The 25,404-nt window shown below is 43.6% G+C and carries 21 protein-coding genes and 1 riboswitch; of the genes, 5 read left to right on the plus strand and 16 right to left on the minus strand.

The features are described 5' to 3' along the window. From CA598_RS09810 to CA598_RS09820, 3 genes are all read right to left on the minus strand, one after another. Window positions 1-249 (minus strand): hypothetical protein (locus CA598_RS09810; protein ID WP_218832593.1); only part of this gene is annotated, 249 nt, incomplete at its 3' end. 14 nt (window positions 250-263) lie between these two features. Beyond that, on the minus strand, window positions 264-689 hold the full coding sequence (locus CA598_RS09815; protein WP_042129676.1) for a stage V sporulation protein AB: 426 nt from the start codon (window positions 687-689) through the stop codon (window positions 264-266). After that, window positions 686-1,348: a stage V sporulation protein AA gene (locus CA598_RS09820; protein WP_094876398.1), complete on the minus strand. Its 663-nt coding sequence runs from the start codon at window positions 1,346-1,348 to the stop codon at window positions 686-688. The genes CA598_RS09815 and CA598_RS09820 overlap by 4 nt, the downstream gene beginning before the upstream one ends. 262 nt (window positions 1,349-1,610) lie before the next feature. On the opposite strand from CA598_RS09820, the gene CA598_RS09825 reads away from it, so the two are divergent. Next, complete coding sequence (locus CA598_RS09825) at window positions 1,611-2,645, plus strand: glycoside hydrolase family 53 protein (RefSeq protein ID WP_094876399.1); 1,035 nt, start codon at window positions 1,611-1,613, stop codon at window positions 2,643-2,645. 59 nt (window positions 2,646-2,704) lie between these two features. Here the strand turns inward: CA598_RS09825 and CA598_RS09830 are convergent, their stop codons facing one another. The 7 genes from CA598_RS09830 to CA598_RS09860 form a co-directional block, all read right to left on the minus strand. After that, complete coding sequence (locus CA598_RS09830; RefSeq protein ID WP_306440455.1) at window positions 2,705-3,751, minus strand: glycoside hydrolase family 53 protein; 1,047 nt, start codon at window positions 3,749-3,751, stop codon at window positions 2,705-2,707. A 2-nt stretch (window positions 3,752-3,753) separates the two neighbouring features. Continuing rightward, window positions 3,754-4,632 (minus strand): carbohydrate ABC transporter permease, encoded by an 879-nt coding sequence (locus CA598_RS09835; protein WP_094872170.1) that lies wholly within the window; start codon window positions 4,630-4,632, stop codon window positions 3,754-3,756. 24 nt (window positions 4,633-4,656) lie between these two features. Next, the gene (locus tag CA598_RS09840; protein ID WP_094876401.1) at window positions 4,657-5,547 is read right to left on the minus strand and encodes an ABC transporter permease; all 891 of its coding nucleotides are present in this window, start codon (window positions 5,545-5,547) and stop codon (window positions 4,657-4,659) included. A 237-nt stretch (window positions 5,548-5,784) separates the two neighbouring features. Continuing rightward, complete coding sequence (locus CA598_RS09845; RefSeq protein ID WP_094876402.1) at window positions 5,785-7,488, minus strand: type 2 periplasmic-binding domain-containing protein; 1,704 nt, start codon at window positions 7,486-7,488, stop codon at window positions 5,785-5,787. 109 nt (window positions 7,489-7,597) lie between these two features. After that, window positions 7,598-9,238: a response regulator transcription factor gene (locus CA598_RS09850; protein WP_094872185.1), complete on the minus strand. Its 1,641-nt coding sequence runs from the start codon at window positions 9,236-9,238 to the stop codon at window positions 7,598-7,600. 11 nt (window positions 9,239-9,249) lie between these two features. Continuing rightward, complete coding sequence (locus tag CA598_RS09855; protein WP_094876403.1) at window positions 9,250-11,001, minus strand: sensor histidine kinase; 1,752 nt, start codon at window positions 10,999-11,001, stop codon at window positions 9,250-9,252. Between the two features lie 302 nt (window positions 11,002-11,303). Further along, the gene (locus CA598_RS09860) at window positions 11,304-12,263 is read right to left on the minus strand and encodes a DMT family transporter (protein WP_094872164.1); all 960 of its coding nucleotides are present in this window, start codon (window positions 12,261-12,263) and stop codon (window positions 11,304-11,306) included. 126 nt (window positions 12,264-12,389) lie between these two features. After that, a riboswitch (FMN riboswitch) is annotated at window positions 12,390-12,538 on the minus strand. Window positions 12,539-12,747: 209 nt separating this feature from the next. Between CA598_RS09860 and CA598_RS09865 the strand changes: the two genes are divergently transcribed. Both CA598_RS09865 and CA598_RS09870 read left to right on the plus strand, forming a co-directional pair. Next, window positions 12,748-13,938: a substrate-binding domain-containing protein gene (locus tag CA598_RS09865; RefSeq protein WP_256990441.1), complete on the plus strand. Its 1,191-nt coding sequence runs from the start codon at window positions 12,748-12,750 to the stop codon at window positions 13,936-13,938. A 207-nt stretch (window positions 13,939-14,145) separates the two neighbouring features. Then, entirely contained in the window at window positions 14,146-15,639 is a 1,494-nt protein-coding gene (locus CA598_RS09870; protein ID WP_094872182.1) for an N-acetylmuramoyl-L-alanine amidase family protein, read from the plus strand. A 56-nt stretch (window positions 15,640-15,695) separates the two neighbouring features. Here CA598_RS09870 and CA598_RS09875 read toward each other — a convergent pair whose 3' ends face one another. From CA598_RS09875 to CA598_RS09890, 4 genes are all read right to left on the minus strand, one after another. Then, a complete protein-coding gene (locus CA598_RS09875) occupies window positions 15,696-16,097 on the minus strand; it encodes a VOC family protein (protein WP_094876404.1) in 402 nt (133 codons plus the stop codon). A gap of 23 nt (window positions 16,098-16,120) precedes the next feature. Continuing rightward, window positions 16,121-17,593, minus strand: coding sequence for a carboxylesterase/lipase family protein (locus CA598_RS09880; protein WP_094872161.1), 1,473 nt, complete (start codon window positions 17,591-17,593; stop codon window positions 16,121-16,123). Window positions 17,594-17,612: 19 nt separating this feature from the next. Beyond that, a complete protein-coding gene (locus CA598_RS09885; RefSeq protein WP_094872160.1) occupies window positions 17,613-18,767 on the minus strand; it encodes an AI-2E family transporter in 1,155 nt (384 codons plus the stop codon). A 547-nt stretch (window positions 18,768-19,314) separates the two neighbouring features. Beyond that, window positions 19,315-19,674, minus strand: coding sequence for a (2Fe-2S) ferredoxin domain-containing protein (locus CA598_RS09890; protein ID WP_094872157.1), 360 nt, complete (start codon window positions 19,672-19,674; stop codon window positions 19,315-19,317). 146 nt (window positions 19,675-19,820) lie between these two features. On the opposite strand from CA598_RS09890, the gene CA598_RS09895 reads away from it, so the two are divergent. Both CA598_RS09895 and CA598_RS09900 read left to right on the plus strand, forming a co-directional pair. Next, the gene (locus CA598_RS09895; protein WP_094876405.1) at window positions 19,821-21,404 is read left to right on the plus strand and encodes an AraC family transcriptional regulator; all 1,584 of its coding nucleotides are present in this window, start codon (window positions 19,821-19,823) and stop codon (window positions 21,402-21,404) included. A 103-nt stretch (window positions 21,405-21,507) separates the two neighbouring features. Further along, window positions 21,508-22,536 carry an ABC transporter substrate-binding protein gene (locus tag CA598_RS09900; RefSeq protein WP_256990445.1) on the plus strand — a complete coding sequence of 343 codons (1,029 nt, stop codon included), beginning with the start codon at window positions 21,508-21,510 and terminating at the stop codon, window positions 22,534-22,536. A 71-nt stretch (window positions 22,537-22,607) separates the two neighbouring features. Here CA598_RS09900 and CA598_RS09905 read toward each other — a convergent pair whose 3' ends face one another. Both CA598_RS09905 and CA598_RS09910 read right to left on the minus strand, forming a co-directional pair. Continuing rightward, window positions 22,608-23,633 (minus strand): iron-hydroxamate ABC transporter substrate-binding protein, encoded by a 1,026-nt coding sequence (locus tag CA598_RS09905; protein ID WP_256990446.1) that lies wholly within the window; start codon window positions 23,631-23,633, stop codon window positions 22,608-22,610. A 132-nt stretch (window positions 23,634-23,765) separates the two neighbouring features. Then, window positions 23,766-25,391 carry a helix-turn-helix domain-containing protein gene (locus CA598_RS09910; protein ID WP_179283632.1) on the minus strand — a complete coding sequence of 542 codons (1,626 nt, stop codon included), beginning with the start codon at window positions 25,389-25,391 and terminating at the stop codon, window positions 23,766-23,768. Window positions 25,392-25,404: the final 13 nt, after the last annotated feature.

Consider the following 25,404-nt stretch of genomic DNA (forward strand, 5'->3'; position numbering starts at 1 on the left):
TTCAGCGCTTTGCTCTTCTGACCCTAGCTCCGCAGATGCTTCTGCATCCTGTTGCCCTTGACTCGGATCAGCTGCTGTAGTATTTTCCGCCGGATCTGCGTCTTCACTGTTCATAGAAGCTCCGTTTGCCTCAGTATGATCATCAACCAGATCCTCTGCGGTATTCTTCATTGCTGCGGCAGCCGCAGCGTTTTCTTCCTGATGATCCTCTTCTGGCACAGAATCACCGCTGTGAATAAATTTGCTCATTCCATAACCCCCGTTTACTGTCGGTATACAAACCAGTCGAACAAAGAACCCGCGACCTTCCCGCTAACCATCGCCATTAACAGCCCGAACAGATAATGTGTCATATTCAAGCGTTTCGCGAGTATAGGCAGCACATTTAATACCTCGGTCAATGCTGCAGCGAGCATCCCGACAAAAATCCCGTCAAATAGTCCTATACCAAGTTCAACTAAAGGACCTGAAGATATTTTCCAATTCCAAAAATCACTTACGGTTCCTACCAATGATCCGACTACCATCGCACCCTCGTACCAATGTACTTTATCGTAAGAAGAAGTTAATTGGGCCAGACGGGGCACCATGTCAAGAACCACAAATAAAGCGATCACACCGCCACCTACAGCGATCCCCCCTGCAATCCCCAGCAGCAAATTCAACCCTAGTGTTATAGGTGCCGTCATCTTCCGTCCTCCACGTTCTCTGGTTGATTTTCTCCACGGCGCCTCATTTTGCTATACTCCTCATTGATGACGTATTGATCGATATTTTTCTGATACAGGTACATTTCCACTTCTAGCGGTGTTGGCTCCTCATTCCACTTTTTCTTAAATAAATGGTTGAAAAAAATGACCATCCCAAAACCGATGCCTACAGAATACGCAATCTGAAAGACAACCGGATGCTCATCCCGATGACCGGTTATCATCTCGACAATTCGGATTTGGACCTCCTGCATGTTTACATCCGCATGGAAATTCATAATGGTCAGCGCAGACCCGAAGAACAGCAGCAGCCACACTAAAACAAACATCGCTACTGAGGGCTTCCGCCTCTCCACCGGACCTTCAATCTGCACAATCGTTCTCCCTTCACCGATCGGCTCAATGTCCGCTTCGGGCACCAGCTCATAAATGCGGGGAATAACCATCAGAAGATCAATCAAAATCAGATTGCCGTCACTTTGCTCTGGCTTCATTAGCAAAATAGATTCCAGGGACTCTTTCAGCTCTGGCTCCGCGATCAAAAATGCAATATCACCCAATGTGACACCTTTACCTTTGGGTACCGTCACCCGGTTCTTAAGCTGTATATAGATGGCGGGAGCAGAATGTTGTTTCATCCGCATTCCTCCTAAAGGTTGTGGTCAAATAGCTCCGGTGCAAGATAACGGTAGTATGGGAGTAAAGCCTTATTTTTACTCTTGAAGCTCTGAATCAATTTCCAAAGAAGCTGAAATGTTGATTCTTTATAGGTATCGGGAAGACTTATCACACCTTACAATCTTGTTATAAAAGACGAAGGGAGGCATTTATGTAAGCGGATACAAACGTCGCGATTTAATGAGCACTTGTTGTTAAAACCATAATCTGGAGGTTATTATCATGAGTAAAAAAAGCTCAAAAACAATGTTCAAATTGTTCATCTGCCTGTCTCTCGTGTTTAGTATGTGTTTCAACTTTGTGAATAACAAACCTGCGGAGGCTGCTGCGACTTTTGCAAAAGGGGCGGATGTAGGCTGGCTATCGGAGATGGAGTACTATAATTGGTCTTTTTATAATGATAACGGTGTGAAACAAGATCTACTGCAAATCCTCAAAGACCACGGGATGAATTCCATTCGACTTCGGGTCTGGGTCAACCCCTCCATTAATTTCTCCAACAAAGCCGATGTTGTGAAACAGGCCGTTCGCGCCAAGAACATGGGTTTTCGAATCATGATTGACTTTCATTATAGTGATACATGGGCAGATCCTGGCAATCAGAAGAAACCTGCTGCCTGGACCAGCAAGAACTTTACTGCTCTAAAGACAGCGGTATATGACCACACTTATGATGTTATGAATACTCTCCAAGCTAGCGGTGTAACGCCGGAATGGGTACAGGTAGGGAACGAGACGAATAATGGAATGCTGTGGGAGGATGGAAAAGCTTCTGTAAGTATGAGTAATTTTGCCGCGTTGATCAATTCAGGTTATAGTGCAGTAAAAGCGGTCAGTAGTAGTTCAAAAGTCATCGTCCACCTCTCTAACGGCTACGACAATTCCTTGTTCCGCTGGATGTTTGACGGTCTGAAGTCTAACGGTGCCAACTATGATGTGATCGGCATGTCACTCTATCCAACTACAAGCAACTGGTCTACACTGAATGCTCAGACATTAACGAATATGAATGATATGGTTGCCCGGTATGGTAAAGAGGTGATCATTTCAGAGGTCGGAATGGATGTTAGTGCTCCAACAACGGCTAAAGCTTTTCTTACGGACATCATTAGCAAAACAAAATCGGTAAGTGGCGGCAAAGGGCTTGGCGTATTCTATTGGGAACCGGAGAGTTATGGTACATGGTACGCTTACACAAAAGGTGCCTTTGATTCTTCTGGTAAGCCTACGGTGGCTTTAGATGCCTTTTTGAATTAAAAAAGAAGACAGCCACGGTGCTTAACCATTGGCTGTCTTCTTTTCTATCCTAATAATCTTTAGAAATGGAGCGAATCCAGTTTCTTACCTTCAAAATCAAACAGAGCTAAATTGGACCACCCATTCTCATGCCCAACAGACCATTCCTTTTGCGAAGGAATCCAAGCAGGTTCCCAGTAATAAAAGCCGATTCCTTTTCCGTTAGGTGTATTCTCAATTACGTTTATGAAATCCTTCATATACTTAGCTTGACCCTCTACTGTGGCTGGATAACCTTCATGGAGCTGGGCTTCCTCATTCACAATTACTGGAAATCCTTCAGGTGCATTCAGTGTCCATGGATAGGCTGTTTCCACCACAATGATATCCTTGTTATAACGCAGCGCTAATTCGTTCAGGTTAAGCTGCAAGTCGTCCAAAGTACCATGCCACCAAGAGTAGAATGATAATCCGATCACATCAAAATTTACGCCATGTTCTAAGAAACGATCAAAAAAGTTACGGCTCGCCGGATGATCAGCTCCCCGGTCAATGTGGATCATAATGGACAAGTCAGAATCGACGGATTTCGCACCCCCTATACCCGCTTTAACTAGCGTAGTGAACTGCTCCCACTGCTCCGGAGTATCACAATCTCCATCAACCTTGCCTTCTCCCCATAACATGCCTGGCGTAATTTCATTACCGATCTGCACCATATCGGGCAGTGTGCCTTGGGACTGTAAAGCTTCGAGGGTCTCGCGTGTATACTCATACACGGCGGATGTCAAACCACTGAAGTCAAGTGCCTCCCAAGCTTTTGGCTTCCATTGGTTAGCCGGATCGGCCCATTTGTCTGAATAATGAAAATCCAATAAAAAGTTAAGCCCTGCTTCTTTGATTCGCTTAGCCATGACCAGTGTACGTTCTAAATTGCAGAAACCGCCTGGAGGGTCATTCCAAATCCGTAGCCGGATGGCATTCACTCCATTGTCCTTTAGGATGTGGAGTAAATCCTCACCTTCCTCAGCGCTCCGAACAGAGCTACTGTGGAACTTGCCTCCACTCTGCTCTATTTCATCCAAAAACGAGATATCCATTCCATTGATAAATGTCGTTATCATCATCCCTACTCCTTTACAGAACCAAGTGTCATCCCTTTAACAAAATATTTCTGCAAAAATGGATATACGATTAGAATAGGAGCAGCCCCGATAAAGATTTGCGCGGCTCTAACCGTTGTCTGCGAGATTAATTCCATCTCCTTCGGATTAATGCTCATGGAGCTCATATCCCGTTGAATGATAACGGTCTGCAGAAAGGTCGCCAGCGGAAACTGCTTGGAATTGTTCAAGTACAACAGTCCATCGAACCAGGAGTTCCAATGAAACACCATACTAAACAGTGCAATCGTCGCAATCGATGGTAGTGAAATCGGTAAGTAAATACTGAATAAGGTTCGGAAATGTCCGGCACCGTCTATTAGTGAAGCTTCCTCCAGATCTTTAGGAATACCACGGAAGAAGTTCAGCATCAGAATGACCAAGAACGTATTTACTGCACCTGGCAGAACGAGTACCCAGAAGGAATCCATTAAGCCAATTTTTTGAATGACAATGTAGAAAGGGATCAGTCCACCATTGAACACCATACTGAAAACGAACAACCAGGAATACACATTCCGACCTTTAAAAACTGAGTTTTCCTTAGATAAGGGATAAGCCGCCAGAAAAGTAATCAGAAGTGTAAGTCCGGTTCCGAGTACGGTTCTTTGTACGGATACCCATATGGAGTGCAGGAATATCGGATTATTCATTGTCTTTTTATAAGCTTCCAGAGAGAACTGCTTTGGCCACAGGCCTACCAGATTGGCATCAGCCGCAGACTTGGCACTGAAAGACACAGCTAATACGTGAATCAGAGGAACAATACACATGAGTGCGAGTATGATCAGAAAACAAGTATTGAATATGTTGAAAATACGATAACCTCTAGTTTTGTAATACATAGGTCTCCCTCTTCCTTTGGTAGTTTAGAAAATGCGATATCCTGCCCATTTTTTAGCCAGACTGTACGATACAAGGATTAGGACCATACTAATGGCTGACTTGAACAGTCCGATTGCTGTACCAAACCCCATCTCACCATTCAGAATAGCTGTACGGTATACGAAGGTGTCGATAATATCGCCTTTCTGATAGACCAGCGGATTATAGAGGTTATAGATCTGGTCAAACCCTGCATTCAATACATTTCCAAGAGCCAGGGTACCTACCACAACAACCATTGGCAGTAGAGAAGGCATTGTGATAAAACGTGTCTGTTTCCAGCGGGTTGCACCATCTATTTCAGCAGCTTCATATAATGAAGGGTTAATTCCTGCTAGAGCAGCCAGGAAAACGATCGTGTTATAACCAAATTCCTTCCATACATCCGTGAGAATGACCGTGAACCTGAACCAGTTATTATCTCCTAAGAAAAAGATGGGTTTAATCCCCATACTGCCGAGAATCTGATTGACGAAGCCGTCTGTAGCAAGCAAATCTAGCAAGATCCCGCCAAGGATGACCCAAGACAAGAAGTGAGGTAAATAAACCAGTGTCTGAATTGTACGCTGTATATAAACCTTGCGGATCTCATTCAACAGAATGGCGAACACAAACGGCACAGCCAGATTGAAGATCATCTTCAGAACGGCAATAATCAATGTGTTCCAAATGACCTGCATACTGTCATTACGTTCAAATAGATAGCGGAAATTATCTAATCCAACCCACGCTGATCCCGAAATTTTTAGCCATGGCTTATAATCCTGGAACGCCATCACAATTCCGCCCATCGGTATAAAGCTGAAGATGATCAGGAATATCATCGCCGGCAGCAACATTAAGTGAAATGGCCATGTTTTTTTAAGTGTTCTCATCCTTGGTCCCCCATATCGTGTCAAGTTCTTCTGTAACCATACTCAAATTATAGCAACGACAGGATTCCCCAAATAGCGAGCAAAACCAATATATATGGTACAAAACCAATCTCTTTACCGTATAGAAACAGAAGCTAATTTATACAAATTCGGATAACCGCTAACGCAAAAAGAGACCGTTTCCACAGCTAAATAACAGCTGAGAAAACAGTCCCTAATTGTACCCTTAACAGAGCATTATTTTACACTGTCATACCATTCATTTACTTCTTTAGTGATTTGATCGCCGCCGCCTGATTTCCAGGTCGCTACGAAGGTATCGAAAGCTTCTAGTGGCTTGTTGCCATAGATGATCTCATTAAACGTTTGGTTCTCGATTTTGTTCAGGTAATCCATCTTCGATTTCATAGTTTCAGTAGTAGGGCCTGTGAACATATTTTTGAAGGATTTATCCTCTTGTGCCAGCAGAACCTTTGCAGCTGCAGGAGTATCCTTACCATAGTTCACAGCTACATCCTTCTCCAAACGAGTGGTTGGTTCAGCACCATCTGCAAGGTTAAGAAGGGCTTTCATTTGGGCATCTGGAATCCGGGCGCCGTCACGAACCAGCATATAACGAACACTGTTTACATAACCACCAGCAATTTTATCATTTTCAATCATCTTACCGTCTGCATCTAGTTCATAGTCATATCCTGCAAAGAGGCCGTTATCTAGCTCGCTTCCAGGCTTAGGATCAGCAAAGTTATCGAACAGATAGTTTTGATAGGTGAAGAAGGCTTCTGGATTTTTCATCTTGGTGCTAATCAGAGTTACACCGTTAGTGAACTGTGTTCCATGACGCATAACTTTACCATCTGGTCCTGCTGGAATTTCAATTGGAGCCCATACAGCATCCGGAGCATTCTTCACAGTATCTTGAAGCGGCCAACCGCTCATCCAGTATGGTCCTGGGAGAATACCTGCTGTGCCCGCCACTGCTGGCTCAGCTGTTTTGTTCTCATCCCAAAGCGCTGCTTCTTGAGGAATATAACCTTTTGCGAGCCATTCCTTCATTTTTTCGAGCCCTTGCTTCATACCTGCATTTACAGAGCCGTATTCCAATTTACCATCAGCATCAAGATTCCATTGCTGCGGAAGCGTTCCATAAGCACCGAAGATCCAAGAAGGATCGCCCATCCAAGTGTTCATTGATGTCTTAAAGCCGATACTGAGCGGAGTCACCTTATCTGGTGCCAAGCCGTCAGGGTTCTGATTCTTGAATGCATCCATAACTTTTTCTAGCTCATCAATCGTTTTAGGAGCTTGCATATTTAGCTTGTCCAGCCAATCTTGGCGGATCCAAAGAATGTAATCATGGTTGTATGCGTAATCGAGTACAGGGAGACCCATTCTTTTGCCATCACGGCTGTATTGGTTCCATACGTTCGGATCCTGTGCCATGGCTTCTTTCCAAGTAGTTGAGGCGTATTTATCAAATAGTGTTCCCACTTCAGCATACATACCGGAATCAATCAAATCCTGAGCAATCGTGCTATCCCCCGTACCGATCGTTACAACATCGGGCATTTCCTGACCAGATGACATCGACAGGCGTAGTTTGGTTCCAAAAGCGCCATTCGTATCTGTAATGGACCAAAGTGATTTAATATTGATGCCGAACTTTTCTTTTGTCCACTTCGTAGCTACGTTATTCTCAATGCTTTCCCCATTCTTGAATTTAAGCTCAGGGTCAACACCCCATACCGTTGTAATGGTTACCTCAGGATCATATTTATCCTTGTAGGCGTTTTCAGAATTAGATGTTGTATTGGTAGTCGTATCACCGGCTGTATTCTTTCCATCAGCAGCATTATTACTCGAACAACCTGCGAGACTACCTACCAAAAGCATACTCATACACAGGAGCGGCAGCCATTTTTTTCTCTTCATCGCGCTCATTTTGTTCCCCCTTAGATTCCTTAAGTGTTGGTTATGACTTAATTATAGGGAACGAAGATGATGTCGAATACGTCATTTAAACAAGGTTTCTGCACCTTTCTCAACCTCTCTATCCGTCACGAAATTCATTTGGTGTCATATTGTAATGCTTTTTGAACATTTTGCTGAAATATTGCGGATTTTGATATCCGAGTTCGGTAGTGATTTCATAGATTTTTTTATTCGTATTCTTAAGCAGATAAAGTGCACGTTCCATCCGCATGCGGATAATATAGTCTCCGAGCCCTTCTCCTGTCTCTGCCTTATATATTTTAGATAAGTATACGGGGTGCAGATACACATGATCCGCTATCGTCTTGACCGACAAATCATGTCCGGAATGGTTCCCTACCAGCTCATGCACCTGCTTAATAATGTAACTTTTCGTATTCTGATCACTTTCTGAGAGTTCCTTCTGAAGCTTGTTTAGCATATCGAACGCCCAGTCCTTCAGTTTGTCAAAAGAAACAATGATGCTCTGAGTCAACATCGGATCGAACGCATATTGGTCGATTTGTGAGATGAACTGCCCCCCTTTGTGGGCAATGTACATGAACGCATTAGTAATGGACAAAAAAACTTCATACAGATGCTCACTTGAAAATCGCGCATTCTCCATATCTCGGAACACATCAGCGATCTTCTCGCGGGCTGTATCCCATTGCTTAGATTCCAGCAAATGAATAAGCGTTGGCGGACGGTAAAGGCTTTCGAGTGATTTGATGCTCATCATCTCCTGAAGATGACGATCCCCCAGATAAAGTACCGAGCCTGTTTCATTATGTGTTGTCAAAAACATTGAACTTAAGCCACTTCGATAGGCAGCCGTCATCCCTTCGGGAAAAGCAAACCACTCCGTAACGATAAGCGATATCTCACCCTTCAGGTAGTTACTCACACTAATTCTGAAGTTAGCGATCGCTGACTTAAGGATTTGTTGTCTCGCAGCATCGTAATTATTCGACTTCTCTAACTCCCGCTGGATGACTGGCTTCAGCTCGACAAGCAAAATTAAACAATCATGGGGTGCTTTGCAAAACCAGACATGGAACTGCTCTTTAAAGAGCTCCTCGGCAATATTGCCGATGGCATATTCCATTAGGGAAACCGAATGATGATCCATCGCGGCATAATGTTTACCCAGCTGAATCAATAACATCGCCGCTTCCACATCTGATTCGAAAGAGATTTCATATTCCTTTAGCTTTAAAGCAAGTGTCCGCTCAGACAGTACTCTACCAAGTAGTAATTCATGCATCAAGTTGGCCCGTAAAACACTGTAATCGGCTTTCCGATTATAGAGTAGCAAATGGTATTTATCATGTGCCTCCCATTCATCTTTTAGAGACTCAATCGCTCCGGAGATACTTTTGATAAATTCTTCATCACTTACCGGCTTCAAAATATAATCAAAGGCCTGCAGCTGAATCGCCTTCTTAGCATACTGAAAATCAGAATAACCTGTCAGTAGGATCGAACGGATATCCGGCCATTTCTCACTCACTGTTTCAATTAATTGTAACCCGGACATTCCCGGCATAGAAATATCAGTAACCATAATATCTATATCCTGCTGTTCCAATATTTCCAGAGCCTCAGCACCTGATGCCGCCTGATGCACTTGCTTTACGCCAATCTCGTCCCACGGAATCGTGCGGGCCAGACTTTCTGTTACATAAGGCTCATCATCGACTAACAAGATCTCTATCAACATATTCCCTCCTAGATGTCATCCATATTATTGTCAGTTAGCGGTAGCAACCACTGAAGTTTAACCTGTAGTCCTCCAAGTGATGATGGTGCAATCGTCAATCCTGCATCCTCACCAAAACGCAGCCGCATTCTCTGATGCACATTCCAAAGCCCGCAGCCCATTTCTTCATCCATCGCTTTGCCTAGCTTATTTTCCAATACGATAATTTCCTCCGGGGTCATGCCTTTTCCGTCATCCTCAACCGTTAATGTCATAACTCTTCCGTTGCATGTGCCCGTAATTCGCACCAGCCCCTCTTTAGAGACAGGCTCAATTCCATGGATAACCGCATTCTCGACCAAAGGCTGAAGAACCAACGGAGGAAGATCCCGTTTCCGCATTTGCGGTGGGATAAGAACTTCATATTGAAGTCTGCTCATCCTCATTTTTTGGATCTCTAGATAGTGAGTCACAAATTCCGTTTCTTCAGATAAAGCGACAAGATCGCGTTCTTGGCGGGTCGTATATCTGTAATACCGGGATAAATTATGCGACATACCGACGACAGCACCCATATTATCGAGCTTCGCCATACTCGTAATAAAGGAGAAGCAATTATAGAAGAAATGCGGATTGATCTGAGATTGAAGCTGCTTTAATCTGGCTTCCCTAACATGGATTTTTTCCATTAACACATTCTCGATCAGCTTCTGAATCTGTTCCACCATGCTATTAAACCTTCCGGACAGGAAGCTGAACTCATTTTTACCTTTGATCTCCACCCGCGCAGAGTAGTCTCCTTGCTTCAACCTCTGGAAGCCTCCAACCAATAATCTAACGGGCACCTGCACCTGCACATATAGTAGATAGGCTACGAGACAGCTCATTAATAACAATGCACCAATAGCAAAATAAAATAAGCGATTGGAGGTTTGGATTGGATGCAGTATTTCTGACAGCGGCATATAGTCGATCAAATACCAGCCCATTTTATCCGAATAGACTATGTTTACACTGTAGGACTCACCATTAATGTTCACTGTACGATTTTCGCTTTGCTTCAACTGCTCTTGCTCCAGCCTATTTACCAATTCATTAGCTAGCAGCTTGTCAGCACTACGGTTAAAGATAAGTCCAGTACCCTGTTTATAATAAAAAGGATCTCTCCTGCCATCACTTTTAAATTTATCCAGCATATCTTCAATGTTTCGGCTGTCAAACTCCACCTTCATAATCGTATTGGCCTTTTCAGGAGTGAACTCTGACATGAAGGGGGTAAAAGAAAACCAAGAGAACACAAAATGGTCGCCATCCTGCTCAATGATCTTTTCTACATGCCAGCCTGACTTTACTTCCCGCTTCAAATCCTCATCCGAATATGGTAAAGCATCATTCTCTGACACCATTCGGTGGATCGACGGTGAATATAGATACAACTTACTCTTCCAGTTGGAGGAGCTTTCCTGAATACTGATTTTGGTCTGAATCCGCTTAATCAAATTTATTGCATCCAGGTTCAAATGTGTCCCCTTTAAATAAGTATCCTTTAAGCTCAAAATATCAGGATCATGAATGAGCAGGATCGGCCAGGAGGACAACAGCTCCATATTACTCTCGACTTGATTCTGAAAAAAACTGAGCTGATTGCTGTTCGAAGTATTTAACTCCGTACGTAGCACATCCGTGGTCGTCTTATTGGAATAGAAATAGAGGATCGTAATAGGAATCAGCATGATGACCATGATACTTACGATTTTGGTAAATAAATTATATCTATACACTTTCCTTCACACTCCGACTCAAATGTCATAGCCTCTATTGTACAAATAATCTTCATTAACGCATAGATAATTTCTCCCCGCACAATGAGGTAGACAGGTGATAGCTTGTTCAAGCACTGTTATCGTCCTCTCTATTGTAAAGGCTTAAATTATTACGCTATATGCTACGTACGAAACATTTCTGCAGTTTTTGCAGTCTAATGTATTGTTGAGACATACAAAAAGGGATGATCCGAAAGCCTCTAGGCATTCAGTCATCCCTTTATACTTTATTTAGTTCAATCTATACAATCAGAGTCTGTTCAGAGCGTTTGTGCTTTAGATTGTTGACTCGATATAAAGAATAAAGCAGTCCAGATCAACGCGAACCCGATAATTTGCGGTAGGGTGACGAGCTGCTGGAATACGATCCAGTTAATGATTACTCCCGTCATAGGAAAGCTTAGTTCAGCCAATGTAGCGAAGGAAGCTTTGGTAGTGCTGAGTCCTTTGTAATACATTAGCATACTGAGCAGTCCTGGCAGCAAAGCCTGCAGCAACAAATTAATGGCTATGGCAGCAGATGCACCAAATCCACCATTAATCTGCCAAGGAGCCCCTTCTAATGTGGTGATTACGAAAAGCAGCGGCAGCGCCATTATAAATCTTAGGGAAGTCACTGTCTCATATTTCATAGACCCAAGCAGATAACGTCCCATTACTGTCGAGCCACCCCATAATGCGGCCGCTCCTAAGGCCATCAGACTGCTAACACCGATAAAGTTGTTCACATGTCCGAATGGAATACTCCAGCCAAAGGTCAGCAGGTAGGTTCCTACCAGAGCCACAGTAATGAGGATCCCGAAATTTTTAGGCAGACGTTCTTTAAGAATTAAGGCTGCAAGACCGATAGCGAATATCGGCTGAAGCTTTTGCAGCAACAGCACAGCATTTAAATCCCCACTGGAGAGTGCCATCGTAAATAGAATTGTTGCCCCGGCAGAACCTCCCCAGGAAACAATTAGCAAAGCTCCAATCTGGCGGAATCCAATACCTTTTAGCTCCGCCCGGTGACGCCAAAGAACAGGGGAAGCAGCCAAGAAAAGCACCACATGCTCCAAAAGAACAATTTGCGATGAGGTCAAGGATTTTAAGAGGATAATACGAAAGAGCGGATCCACACCCCATAGTGCTGCACCGAACACAACGAGCCAAAAACCACTGCGTAACGGCGACGTGCTGCTTACCTTATTAGCTGATGTTGAAGCTGTTACATTACTCATAATTCCATTCTCCTTGTCGATACAAACCCTCGATAAGAGACCAAAAACCCCCGAATCACCATAAAAGGTCGACTCGGGGGCATTATCAATAAAGACGTACAGGATAGACTCCTAGCGCCTTTATCTTATGATCCTCTCCCATCCGGACTTTACCGTCGGCTCTGGATTCACACCAGATCAGTCACTTCTCTGCAAGCAGAACAAGTGAGTCGCGGGCTTAGTTCGCTTTGAACATTACCGCCGGTTGGGAATTTCACCCTACCCCGAGAATCTTGTATTCCGTTGTTTTTTTCACAATCTCAGAATAAACCTCTTCTTGCCATTCGTCCAGTACTTTATGAAAATATACATAAAATTTTCATGTATTACAGCTTTTTATTACATATTTTTTTCGTTATTGTTCTACTGTCTCATCCACAAAAATCTGTATAATGAAATTATGTTTATTTTTCCATAGTTTAGGAATTTTTCTAAGGAGGTTGTTATGAAGAAATCATTTTGGATGAAGGAGTCATTCTGGACGAAGCTATTGTTCTCCTTTTTTGCGGTCGGAGTCATAGCTTTTTTAGGATTCATAGGTTCGATAATTACTGCGCTTTTCGGGGGGCTTATCTTTTATACTCCTCTTGTGGCGATTTTATCTGTGGTAATAGCCATTTACGTTGTACTCCTTATATTTGATTTGTTGTCCCGAAAAACAAGCAATATAATATTGCTATCCATCCTCGGACTTAGTGTGCTCGTAACCGCAGGATATGAGATCAAGCAAGCATATACTAACAGCATTGCCACGGTCGATGATCGGGAGGTCAATCTCGTACAATATGAACCCTTTGCTGAGAATACGAAAGCAGTGAAATTAGACAAACCTTCTGCCTATAGTATCGATAGCAATCCACCCAAGCTGGATGGTGCAACCGCACTTTACCCACTGTATTCAGCTTTCGTGCAATCTGCTTATCCTGCGGGCAATTATAAACCATATGATTTTCAAATCGGCCAAGTAATTTGCAGCAGCACACCGGAAGCTTACAAAAGACTAATTGAAGGTGAGACCGATATTATTTTTGTGGCTGCTCCTTCTCTTGCTCAGCAAAAACATGCGAAGCGAAAAGGCGTCGAGCTGAAGCTCACACCTATTGGGCGCGAGGCTTTCGTATTTTTTGTGAATAAACGAAACGAAGTGACTGGACTTTCTACCGCCCAGCTTAAAGATATCTACGCAGGCAAGATCACCAATTGGAAAGATGTAGGCGGAGCTAATAACCGTATTCGCGCTTTTCAACGGCCAGAGGATAGTGGGAGCCAGACGATGCTGCAAAAGTTTATGGGAGATACCACACTCATGACACCACCTAAGGAAGACGTCGCAGATATTATGAGCGGAATCATTAAACAAACATCCAGCTATCGCAATTATAAAAATGCGCTCGGGTACAGCTTCTTATTCTACGCCTCAGAAATGAATCAAAGCGGGGAAATTGCACTACTCGCCATAGATGGTGTTAAGCCCGACAAAGAGAGTATTCGTAGTGGACAGTACCCTTTGGCTACAGAATTTTATGCTGTGACTGCCGGAAGTGACAACCCCAATATTCAGCCCTTTCTAGATTGGATGCAATCTGCTCAGGGTCAGGAATTGGTAGAAAAAACGGGTTATACTTCTTTGAAATAAAATATTGTTAGGGAAAGAGAGCTAACCCAAATGTTTGGGAAAGCTCTCTTTTCGCTTTTTCTACCGAAATTTTTCCTTTTTCACTCTAAAAGAGCGCAACTTTTGGAAACTATTGTCGTTTAAGAATTATATACGCTGAAACTGCATCAAAGGAAGAAAAAGTAAGAATTGCTAGAAACCAAGAAACGGGGATGGTAGGGATTGCAGATGAAGAAGTTTGGTTTTTTGGCGTTACTGCTGCTTTTGTTGGTGCTGGTTCATCCAGGAACTGGTTATGCCGGCTCTGCAGAGACACACATCAATCTAGACGGCAATGATCTTAAGATTTCTAAAGAAGCACAAGTTCAAATTGTAAATGGAAGCGTGATGGTTCCACTTCGCCTCGTTACGGAGCAGCTTGGTTATACCGTGAAATGGGATAATGTGACCAAGACTGCAACCATTGAGCAAAAGGGAACGACATTAAAGCTTATCGTGAATAATGCGATGGCAGAGGCTTCGGGGAAACAGGTGAAACTGGACAACCCTCCTTTTCTAAGTGGCAACACGACCCTCGTTCCTTTAAGATTTGTTGGTGAACAGACAGGAACTACTGTAGGTTGGGATAATGTGACCAAAACGGTCTACTTAACTTCTCCAGTGCCAGAGATTGGCGGAAGCGATCCAGAAATTACAGTTCCAGACACTTCTGTAACCGCACCCTCTGATAATGGATCCAACGGTAACACAGCAACCGACGGAAATTCCTCAACGGCCGTCACAAATCTTAGCTTTGTTGATAATAAACTAATCGTTGCGGTGAACGGTAGTGTAACACCTAATGTATTCACAATGACAGATAAAGACCGAATTGTCGTAGATTTACCGAATACCAGCTTTGGCGACAGCTTTCATCAGAACCTTTCTGTCGGAAAAAACCAAAGTGGGCAGTTGACGATTACCGAATATCCTAACGTCTCAACCATTCGTTATTCATTATTCAGTAGTTCTCCCTCTACGATCCGGATCGTGATTGATCTGAACAGCGCGAATAACTACAGTGTAACAAATGCTAACGATGGACTTATTATAGTGGATCTAAATGGGACAAGCACCACGCCTCCTGCAACCACTGTACCAGAAGTACCGGTTACAACGCCTCCACCTTCAACCGGCAACACAGACAAGAAGATAATCGTCATTGATGCAGGACATGGTGGGAAAGATCCTGGCACCGGAAGTAACCGAAAAGAGAAGGATTTCACCTTGCCAACAGCACTGAAAATTGCAGAACTACTAAAGAAAGAGCCAAATATTGAGGTTGTGCTCACTCGAAGTGATGATACATACCCGACCCTACAGGACAGATCCAACCTCGCCAATAAGGTAAAAGCAGATTTGTTCATCTCTGTTCATGCCAATAGTATCCCAGTGGGCAGTAAGAGCAATCCTAGTGGTACAGAGACCTATTACACACGTAAAGATAGTTTATTATTCGCGCAAACCGTTCATAAATATCTTACTGTTGCTACAGGTCTTCAGGATCGAGGGGTTCGTCAAGCGAATTATCATGTAACAAGAGAAACTAAAATGCCAGCCATTTTATTAGAATGTGGTTACTTAAGTAATACCAAGGACGAAGGATTACTCTTCACCGTGGATGTACAGAATAGGATAGCCGAAGCAGTAGTTCTAGGGATAAAGGAATATTTAGGTCGATAGAAAAAAGAGGAGCTTCAAAGCCACCAATTGGCTTTGAAGCTCCTCTTTCTATTTATTCATGTTTGTTCATTCCAAACACTCATTCGTTCTCTTAGATTAGAAGTGTGCAGCTCTAACTGAATCCCATCTGGATCGAGAAAGTTGACTGTCCAGCCTACTCCCCTTTTAACAGGTCCTCTAATGATTCGTACTTCGTGGGTACGGAGTACCTGTACTGCCTCCTCGAAATGTTCTTCCGCTATACTAAAAGCAATGTGGTCTATCCCAATTACATTGCTCATTAATTCAATGTATTTTGGCTTTTCAATGAGGCAAATCCATGCGCTCCCCCATTCCAGATAAGCATCTGTATTCCCTTTGTGAATTAGCTGAAGACCCAAAATACCCGTATAGAAATTCAATGAACGTGATAAATCACTCACATTTACCGTCACATGATTAAATCCTTGAATTTTCATCCCCGTTCATCCCCTCAGACTTCTCAAACCAGAATAGAGACAATTCTCTTGCGTTTCTCTGAATCGGGATCTTGAGTTACTCGCATCTCCTCATCAAAGATCAGTGTAGGACGTTCTTCCAGATTATACTCAGGCCATGATAGCTCAGATGTAGCCGGGTTTCCACGATGAGCAAAGGCAATCCATGCCGCATGCATACTTTTAGCCAATTTTTGCATCCCCGGTGTAATTTCCGCGCCCAAGCGAGTTACATGAGACAAATTATTAAAAGCATAGACAATTTCCGCACCATGTACAGCTTTATTTAACAATGGATGGCCAGGGACCGTCCCATCAAAACGATACATCCACACAGGCGCATAGGCCAATTGATTCTCAGCTAAGGATATAGAAGTACCCCAGAAATATAGATCCGTTAGAATCTCCGCCTGTCCTTCCCATGTAGAAGAATAGTGGCTGGCAACCTCCGCCAGACTTCCAGTTCCCATCATCTGCTCCAGTGCCTTGAGCGATTCATCAAAGTCTGCACCTGGTGTCTCTCCCCTGAAAAATAAATTACCCTCATCTCGATTGGTTCCAATCAACAACGGAATCCCCTGGGCCGATCCTTCTGCCACAGCCTGTGCAGGATCTATAGGAAGCGTATCCCCATCAATGACAGGCTGAAATAACATGCCTATTGAACCACCCGTTAATTTAATGGTCATTCTTGTGGCTGCGTCTATAATTTGTTCCGCTGAGAAAGTATTAAGTAGGCTAGTATCTCCATCAGGGGAAATGCCTAGTTCAGTAAGTAATGCTACAGCAATATCTTTTCCTTGCTGATTTGGCAAAGTTTGAGCAGCCCCACTTTGCATGATCGCTCCAGCAAATAATCCCTTTGCAGCAGGCATAGCCAGAAGGGCTGCGATACTCATACTGCCAGCTGATTCTCCAAATACCGTAACTCGCTGAGGGTCGCCTCCAAAGGCGGCAATATTATGCTTTACCCATTCCAGCCCGGCAATTTGATCCAGCAAGCCTTGATTAGACGCAAATCCATCACCAAGCGAAGACAGATGCATAAAACCAAACGGTCCCAGTCGATAATTAATCGTCACCAGGACTACATTTCCATTCTTCGCGAAGCTAGTGCCATCAAACTGTGGCTGACTTCCCGCACCTGTCACAAATGTCCCCCCGTGAATCCAGAACATTACAGGAAGTGCCTCGCCTGAGGATGCAGGTGACCATACATTTAAATATAAACAATCTTCAGAATGACGAGGTGTTAATCCACCGAAACGCGTACCTCTCGTATCCGCTGGCTGATGGCTAACTGGACCAAATTCAGAAGCATCTCTAATTCCGCTCCAAGCTTCTGGTGGCTGCGGCGCACGAAATCGAAGCTCTCCAACTGGTGGAGCGGCAAAAGGGATTCCACGCCAAACGTTCACGCCATCCTCCTCTCGTCCTTGAAGCTTACCGTAAGAGGTTACTGCTATCGGTCCTACCATTACATTTCACCCTTCCACATTATTCCTTATTCTCTTCAATCTGCTTATACAATCCGGACTGGAACCGGAACCATTGAAAAATATGTGTAAATACAACCTTGAGCACCGCGTAACCAGGAACTGCAAGGATAATGCCAAGAACGCCGAACATTTTGCCGGCAAAAATAATCACAAAAATGATCGTGATCGGATGAATCTTCAATGTCTTGCCCATAATCTGCGGAGAGATAAACTTCCCTTCAATCAGCTGTACAGCCGTCCAAACGATGATCATCTTCAGCAGCATAAATGGTGAAGTGACCATGGCCACAATTAAGGCTGGTGTAATAGCAATTGCCGGACCCAAATAGGGAACAACTGCTGTACAAGCAGCGGCAATGGCAAGAACAAGTGAATACTCCAGACCAATAATCAAATAGCCAATATAGAGCAGCGCACCAATGCAGCAGCTTACTATTATTTGCCCTCGAATATAGGAAGATACTTGCGCGTTCATTTCCGACATTACCATCCGAGTCTGCGGCTGCAGCGCGGTAGGTACAAATTTCAAAATGTAATCTGGCAATCTTTTTCCATCACGAAGCAAGTAGAATAGAATAAACGGTGTCGTCACCACCGCCAGCACAATTTCCGTAACGGCTCCGACGAAGCTCCCTACGCCTGTTAGCGCATTATTCAGAAAAGAAGTGCCCCAAGCCGTAATTTTACTGGTAATTTCACTTAGGTTGGTTCCTATACTGTCTTGAACTTGACCAAAGAATTCGCTTCCCGTCAGGTTCATAAATCGTTCCTGAATCAAGTCACTATACCTTGGAAAATCGTCAATCAAACCAGATAACTGCGTTCGAAGAATCGGAATCACCATCACCAGAATCAACGTAATAATACCCGCAATTAACAGATAGAGAATGATGATTGCATACACACGTTTCATCCTGAATCTATTTCCCATTAGGTCTACTAACGGATTCAGCAAGTAATAAGCGATACCAGATAGTAACAATGGTGCCGCCACCGTGTGCAGTAATACAGATATAGGCGTAAAAATAAACGGTATCTTTGAAAACACCAGGATAGTTACCCCAGTTAACAATAAAATAAGTAACGTTACCACAAATTTATTGTTCAGAAAAAACTTTTTAAACTTCCCCGGCCACACCTGCAGCCTCTCCATCGAACCCTCTCCCCCATGCGCCACCTTATATGAAGTGTTATTTTATTCACTTTTTAATAGCATAGTCAACGTTAGGGGCGCAAGTCAAATTTGATATCTGTAATTCTGCCCGCCTCCACAAAACCAATCGATTGATATACTTTGTTAGAATCCGGGTTTTTGGCATCCGCTACGCCATGAGTTTTGCAATCGTAGTACTGTATTCTTCAGTCGCAAGCCGTAAATATCCTCCAACGTTTGCAGGCTTCTTTACGATAAGGCAGTGATAAGCCTCAAGCTTCATATATGTATGAAAAGTTTCTCCATGTAATTCACAAAAAGATTCCGCAAACAACTACGCCGTTTCTTCATGATCATCCACTGTAAACCTCTTAAACATGTCTATTCCCCCTAGATCTTCCTTTCATTCAATCATGATCCTCTACTGAACTATAAGAAACAACCTTGCCTTCCTGAAAAGACAAAAAAATACCGCCAGCGCATTGACGGTACTTCAATCATTTCTGCTTTGATTCCACTCAGCTGCGAAACTTCGATCTATGGACAGCTATTTTTTCTTCTTCCCTTTAGCTCCCTTGTCATCGGCAGCCATCAGCTGACCATCATAAGAATACAGCAGATGATCTTCAAGTCTCTCGCCCTGTAAATGCTTCCGTACTAGCGATTTCGCTGATTTAGGTGTGATCTCTTTATACCACACGCCTTCAGGGTATGCGATCACGACGCAGGAATCTGAACATCTACCATTACAACGGGTTACCGTCGTATGTATAAGACTCTGTGCACCTTGCTTTTCAATCTCATCTTCTATCGCTTCAGCTACCTCTTCACCTTTGTGTTTCTTGCAGCTGCTACCATTACATATCAACAAGTGACTTACGGTTCCTTGTAAATTCCAAGTTGTCATGAAATCCCCATTCCTTTCATGCCTAAAATATCCCGTTAGCGGATTATTCTAAACACTATCATAAGAGCTATTATAGTCAATAGAAAGAAAGACTGGTATACTATAATTGAGAATGATTATCATTGAAAAAGGGAGAGATTTCTACCATGCCCATCCAATCCGGCGGGATGCCACATCATTCCCATCCTTTTTATATGCCTATTAAGATTAGTAGCCTAACAAGTCTTTCCCACTACACAACCGATAACATCCCAGCTACGAATTCCTGTATTATGATTGTCTGGGAAGGTAAGGGCCAGCTTGAGATAGATGGCGAACCTCACAACCTCAAACCCGGAAGCATCAAGAATTTTGCTGCATCTTCTAATTTAAAGCTAGAAACTGAGCAACAGTTACAGGGGATGTGGATAGAGTACGCCAGTACGGCCAACCGTAATCAAGAGGATTATTTTCTAAATGACAGCTCCTCCTTACACCATGCCTCCACAGAATTGATAGCACTGTCAGGTGAGCTTTATAGTGCTTGGATACAACCCGATAATCGGAAGCCTTTTAAGGTCCAGCAATTATTCACTCAATTGATCGTGAATCTTCATCATGAGCTGGCTGCAAGAAAGGAAACATCAGGAAGCTGGCTTGAACATGTATTTAAATACATAGAAGCGCATTACAACGAAGATATCACTCGGGAGCAGATGGCTACGTTAGCTGGGGTAAGCCCTGAACACTTCTCACGTACCTTTCGTAAAATTATGGGTCAAACTTTCAGTGCTTATATTACACTGTTAAGAATCCGCAGAGCGCAGCAACGAATTCTCACCAGTTCTCCCAATCTAACCACTCTGGCGCACGAGGTTGGCTATGAAGAAGGGACTTATCTCAGCCGTAAATTCAAGCAGCTTGTGGGCCTTTCACCTACAGCCTATCAGAATAAGAACAAAAAAATTGCTGCTTTGAACTACAATCACACAGCTATCCTACGAGTACTGGAAATCATGCCCCAACTCGGTGTTTATTCGGATTGGCATCGGAGCTTGGAGCAAGTGCCTGCCTCCAAGCAACTAGCGATGAACGAAGGTAGCTCTTCCCTATTGGATTCGATAGCTTTAGCAGAGCCTGATATTATTATCAGCTACAATATTCCGGAGAATAAGATCCTGACTCCAGTTGCTCCGGTCATTGAATTACCCTTTATGCAAATGAGCTGGCGAGAGCAATTTGGTTTGATCGCTGATGTGGTTAATCGGCGACAGCGAGCGGAAGAATGGTTAGGTCATTACGACGGGCTCTGCCATGCGGCCAATAAGAAACTGAACCATTCGATAGGATCGGAAAGAGGGACAGCCATCGTTTGGGAGCTTAGTTCCCGAGCAGCTTATTGTTTCAGTAGCAGTTACGGTAGGGGTTGTCAGATTTTGTACGGAGATCTTGGATTCAAGCCACCATCCATCATTATGGAGAACGGAATAATGGATTCAGGGTATCTAGTGTCATCTATTGAGGAAATCGGAACCTATCCTGCAGACTATATTATTATCACTAGCATCCCATCATCTTCTGAGGGAAGAAAACGCCTCTCTCGCCTTCTGCGTTCTCGTGATTGGAAGCAGTTAGATGCAGTCCGTAACAATCGGGTATACATCCTGAACAAGGGTGACATGTTCTATGGATTTGATCCGCTGTCTTCTCAAGCACAGCTTAAAGAATTGCTACGTGTGATGACATCATAAATATGCACAAACGAAGATCATATTCGTCCATAGTAAATAACCAGAGAAGATTGTAAAGTTCTTATTGAGAATGATAATCAATTACTATAGGAGGAACAACAAATTGTATAATCTACACAAGAATACTTCGAAACAGAATCATTGGCTTCTATTTCCCTTCATGCTGACGTTAATTCTAGTCCTATCAGCTTGTGGAAATTCCAATACTACGGTGGAGAATACAGGTGGTACCAGTAACACCAGTAATACAACAGCAGCAACACAAGCACCAACCGAAACTAGTCAAGAAGCAGAAAGTGCTGAAACCCCTACTGTCAAAACAGTCAGTACCGTAAAAGGTGATGTTGAAATCCCTGTTCATCCTAAACGAATTGTCGCTGAGGAATACTTGGGAAGTCTAATAGCTCTTGATACCATTCCTATCGGGGCTCCAGGCTTGACCTTAGAGAATATGTATTATAAGGAGGCTCTTACAGGTGTTACAGACACAGGAGCGTACGGTAAAATGTCACCTGAAAAAATCATCACACTAAATCCTGACTTGATTATTTCGGGACAAGCAGAAAGCTATGAAACGCTTAGCAAAATTGCTCCTACCATCATTGTGCCTTACGGGGATTTAAAAGATGCTCATGCAGAATTAACCTATTTCGGAGAACTCCTTGGAAAGGAACAAGAAGCAAAGAATTGGCTTGCAGATTATGACAAACGGATAGCCGAAGCTAAAGCAAAAGTGGACAAGGTCCTCCCGGCAGATGCAACCTTCTCCATCATGGAAGACGGCGGAAAATCCATTTGGGTCTATGGCGATAACTTTGGACGAGGCGGACAGCCCATCTATCAAGCGCTTGGTCGCAAGCCGCCTACAGAAGTAGCAGCGGAGATTATGGAGAAGCAATGGGCGGAAATATCTAAAGAAGCGTTAACTAAGTATGCCGGAGATTATATTATCTTAACCTCAAATAACCTTACAGAAGCTGATTACAAGGCTGATTCATTTTGGGGCAACCTTCCTGCTGTCAAAAATGGACACCTCTATGTTTGGAAAGAAGAACGTTCCTGGTATTATGACCCTATCGCCGTATTAACCCAGACCGAAGAGCTGGCCGATTGGCTAATAAATAATAAATAATGCATGAGGAAAAGGGATGTCCGAAGCCATAGCGGCTAAGCGGACATCCCTTCTCACGCTTCAAATTTAACTTATTGTAGTGACTTCAACAACGTAACTATCTCATCCAACTGCTTGTCCAGCGCATAAGCATCAGAGAGATAATAAGTTTTGAGATCGTATGTGAACACATGACCCGCCTTAACAGCAGGTAGACTTTTCCAAAAGACACTGTCCAGAATGTCCAGCTTATCCTGCTCCACACCACGGCTGAAGCCTTGGAATATATAATCAGCTTCTCCTAGATATTCGGGCAGCGTTTCGAGAGAAAGGGAAGCCCAGCCCTCCTTAAAGGCTACCTCTTCGACAAGATCAGGTGCATGCAGCCCCAATCCGTTGTATATAATCTCTCCACCACGCCCATATGACGAACCGTATAGATACAGCTCTTTACCGGCAATTTCAAAGATTGCCACCTTTTTGTCAGCTGCGATCAGATCGGCCAACTCAGCTTTCTTCGCTTCCAGCTTCTGATTGAAATCCGCCACCCACTTTACAGCCTGCTGCTCCTTGTTCAAGATTTTCCCGATCTCAATCAATCGTTCCTTATAGTCGTATTTACCCCAAGGAATAAAGACAGTCGGAGCAATCTTGGAGATTTGCTCATAGGTATCTTCCTGATAAGTGATAATTAAATCCGGTTCCAGGCTCGTTATTTTCTCCAGGGACACCGTCATGTCATCGCCCACTACTTCTACACCTGTAAGCGCCTCTTTGAAATATGGATGGTTCAAGATATCATTCCCAGCTACGGCAATGGGCGTCACCCCCAGTGTCAGAAGATCACCAATAAAGTCTTGTACCGGAATTACAATTCTTTGTGGATTGCGTGGGATCTGCACCGGACCTTTGTCGCTTTCGTATGTCCAGTACTCTGCATCAGCAGCCGGCTCCGTGCTGGCAACTACAGAATCATTAGTGCTTTTAGCCACATCAGCAGACGTGCTAGCTGGAGCATTCCCCTGATTAGCAGCTTGTCCGCATGCGCTCAACAGTAGCACCAGCGTAAGCACAACGGCTATCATGCTTGTTTTTCCTAACGATATTACTCTGTACAATGTAAATCCTCCTTGAGACTTTATATTATTATGATATTGATAATCAATATCATTTATATCCTTGTTTAATATACCGTCTCGGTGGGAAAACATATATACACGCTAATACATCAATTTGGCTATGGACGATTGTCAGCTTAATTTATGGCCGGTTAACAAATCTGTCTGTATCTCCAACTGACGTTCGAGTGCAAGCCCTTCGCTGCCCCAAAATTCCTCAAGCTTCAGGTAATATATGCGTTCATTCCTGTATGCTGTAAGATTGCGCCAAACCGTACTTTTGCTAATGCGTTTACGTGTTCTGGACATCCAGTCCTCACGTCCTGATACAACCACAAACATATGGTCAGCCGCATATATTGGCAATTCCGAAAGTGAGATGCATAGATGATCATTCCGCTCCAGAACATCTGACCTTACCTTGTCCGGTGGAGCTAACCCTAACATTGGATACAGATTGTACACACCTCGGGCTGTATGATTCCAGATATAAATACCGTTATCTTGCCTAATCTCATACACCGCTACCGTTTCACCAGATTCAATTAGGGAGGACAAGCGCTGCTTGGCCAAATCTATTTTCAAATGATAGTGCCTTATCCATGCCTCTGCCCTCTCCTCTTCTCCCAGCAGTCTGCCGAATAAACGAATCTGTTCTAAGCGGTCCATCTCATCACATTCCACCGTAACTAGTGGACCCAACTTTTCCATGTATTTAAGCTGACGGGGGCTCAGATAGGTCGGTGCAATGACTATATCGGCTTCCAGCCCAGACAAGTCGGCTTCCGCCGGACATCCCTGCAATTCAAACGATTGTACATCCGCCAGTTCAGGCTGCAAAAGTAATGAGTAGTTCATCACATCTTTTTCAACCGCGACAGGCTTAACACCCAGCGCAAGTAAATCCCCGAAAAATTGCAACGCTACTATCCGCTTCGGTTTGGGACGTAAACGGAAATCTGTTGGAGTCATCCCGGTGACTTGCTTGAATTTGCGGCTCAGATATAGTCCATCTGAATAGCCTACTTTTTGAGAAATTTGCTGGATTGTTGCTTGGCTGGACATCAAATGTTCTTTCGCTTTATTCACTCTTAGATGAGTTACATATTCGGTGAAGCTCCACCCCGTCTGCTTGCGGAACCATACTGAGAAATAGCGAGGATTAAATCCCATCATTTTTGACATCATCTCTCGCGTGATCTCTCTTTGGATGTTCTGGTGAATATAAGAGAGCATTCTGAAATATGAATTATCCGTAATGTCTGCTTCAGCATCAGCCTCTACGACCAGTTGATGTAGCTGATGCAGCAAGGATTGAATTCTATTTAACTGTGCTTCTAAATTATTGGCAGCAACGCCTTCCAATTCACTAAATAAGCGGGTTATTTTGTTCGTTGTACGTATAGGTAAGATCCCGTTCGCTGGGAAAATTTCACGACAAAGTCCATAGATGAGTTCTTGCTCAGTGCTATTACTTAGCCCGTATATCTCATAAGAAATTGCGTGAATGGAGATAACAGTCTCTATTGGCACATCAATTTGATAAGTCGTACCTGCACTTAAAAATAGAATTTCACCTATTTTAAGAGCTACAGTCTCTCCTTCAATAGTTATTAGAACAGCAGCTTCTATGGGTGTCAGGAAGAGTGGGGACTGGGCAATCTGGAGATTACGGATGTGACCACCGCCGGATTGGCGTCTCCCAGCCTCTTTTAACATATAAATTCTGTGAACCGGGCTATTATTAGATAACTTCATTCCTGCTCCCTTC

Origin of the sequence: Paenibacillus sp. VTT E-133291, assembly GCF_002264395.1 — a bacterium.
Classification (GTDB): domain Bacteria; phylum Bacillota; class Bacilli; order Paenibacillales; family Paenibacillaceae; genus Paenibacillus_AQ; species Paenibacillus_AQ nitricinens.

Bases quoted from the DNA above. Each gene is read 5' to 3' on its own strand.
- CA598_RS09835 (WP_094872170.1), bottom strand. From the start codon at position 4,632: ATGTATTACAAAACTAGAGGTTATCGTATTTTCAACATATTCAATACT.
- CA598_RS09885 (WP_094872160.1), bottom strand. From the start codon at position 18,767: ATGGAGAGGCTGCAGGTGTGGCCGGGGAAGTTTAAAAAGTTTTTTCTG.
- CA598_RS09825 (WP_094876399.1), top strand. From the start codon at position 1,611: ATGAGTAAAAAAAGCTCAAAAACAATGTTCAAATTGTTCATCTGCCTG.
- CA598_RS09860 (WP_094872164.1), bottom strand. From the start codon at position 12,263: ATGAGTAATGTAACAGCTTCAACATCAGCTAATAAGGTAAGCAGCACG.
- CA598_RS09815 (WP_042129676.1), bottom strand. From the start codon at position 689: ATGACGGCACCTATAACACTAGGGTTGAATTTGCTGCTGGGGATTGCA.
- CA598_RS09870 (WP_094872182.1), top strand. From the start codon at position 14,146: ATGAAGAAGTTTGGTTTTTTGGCGTTACTGCTGCTTTTGTTGGTGCTG.
- CA598_RS09895 (WP_094876405.1), top strand. From the start codon at position 19,821: ATGCCCATCCAATCCGGCGGGATGCCACATCATTCCCATCCTTTTTAT.
- CA598_RS09840 (WP_094876401.1), bottom strand. From the start codon at position 5,547: ATGAGAACACTTAAAAAAACATGGCCATTTCACTTAATGTTGCTGCCG.
- CA598_RS09880 (WP_094872161.1), bottom strand. From the start codon at position 17,593: ATGGTAGGACCGATAGCAGTAACCTCTTACGGTAAGCTTCAAGGACGA.
- CA598_RS09875 (WP_094876404.1), bottom strand. From the start codon at position 16,097: ATGAAAATTCAAGGATTTAATCATGTGACGGTAAATGTGAGTGATTTA.
- CA598_RS09890 (WP_094872157.1), bottom strand. From the start codon at position 19,674: ATGACAACTTGGAATTTACAAGGAACCGTAAGTCACTTGTTGATATGT.
- CA598_RS09830 (WP_306440455.1), bottom strand. From the start codon at position 3,751: ATGATGATAACGACATTTATCAATGGAATGGATATCTCGTTTTTGGAT.
- CA598_RS09910 (WP_179283632.1), bottom strand. From the start codon at position 25,391: ATGAAGTTATCTAATAATAGCCCGGTTCACAGAATTTATATGTTAAAA.
- CA598_RS09865 (WP_256990441.1), top strand. From the start codon at position 12,748: ATGAAGAAATCATTTTGGATGAAGGAGTCATTCTGGACGAAGCTATTG.
- CA598_RS09845 (WP_094876402.1), bottom strand. From the start codon at position 7,488: ATGAGCGCGATGAAGAGAAAAAAATGGCTGCCGCTCCTGTGTATGAGT.
- CA598_RS09820 (WP_094876398.1), bottom strand. From the start codon at position 1,348: ATGAAACAACATTCTGCTCCCGCCATCTATATACAGCTTAAGAACCGG.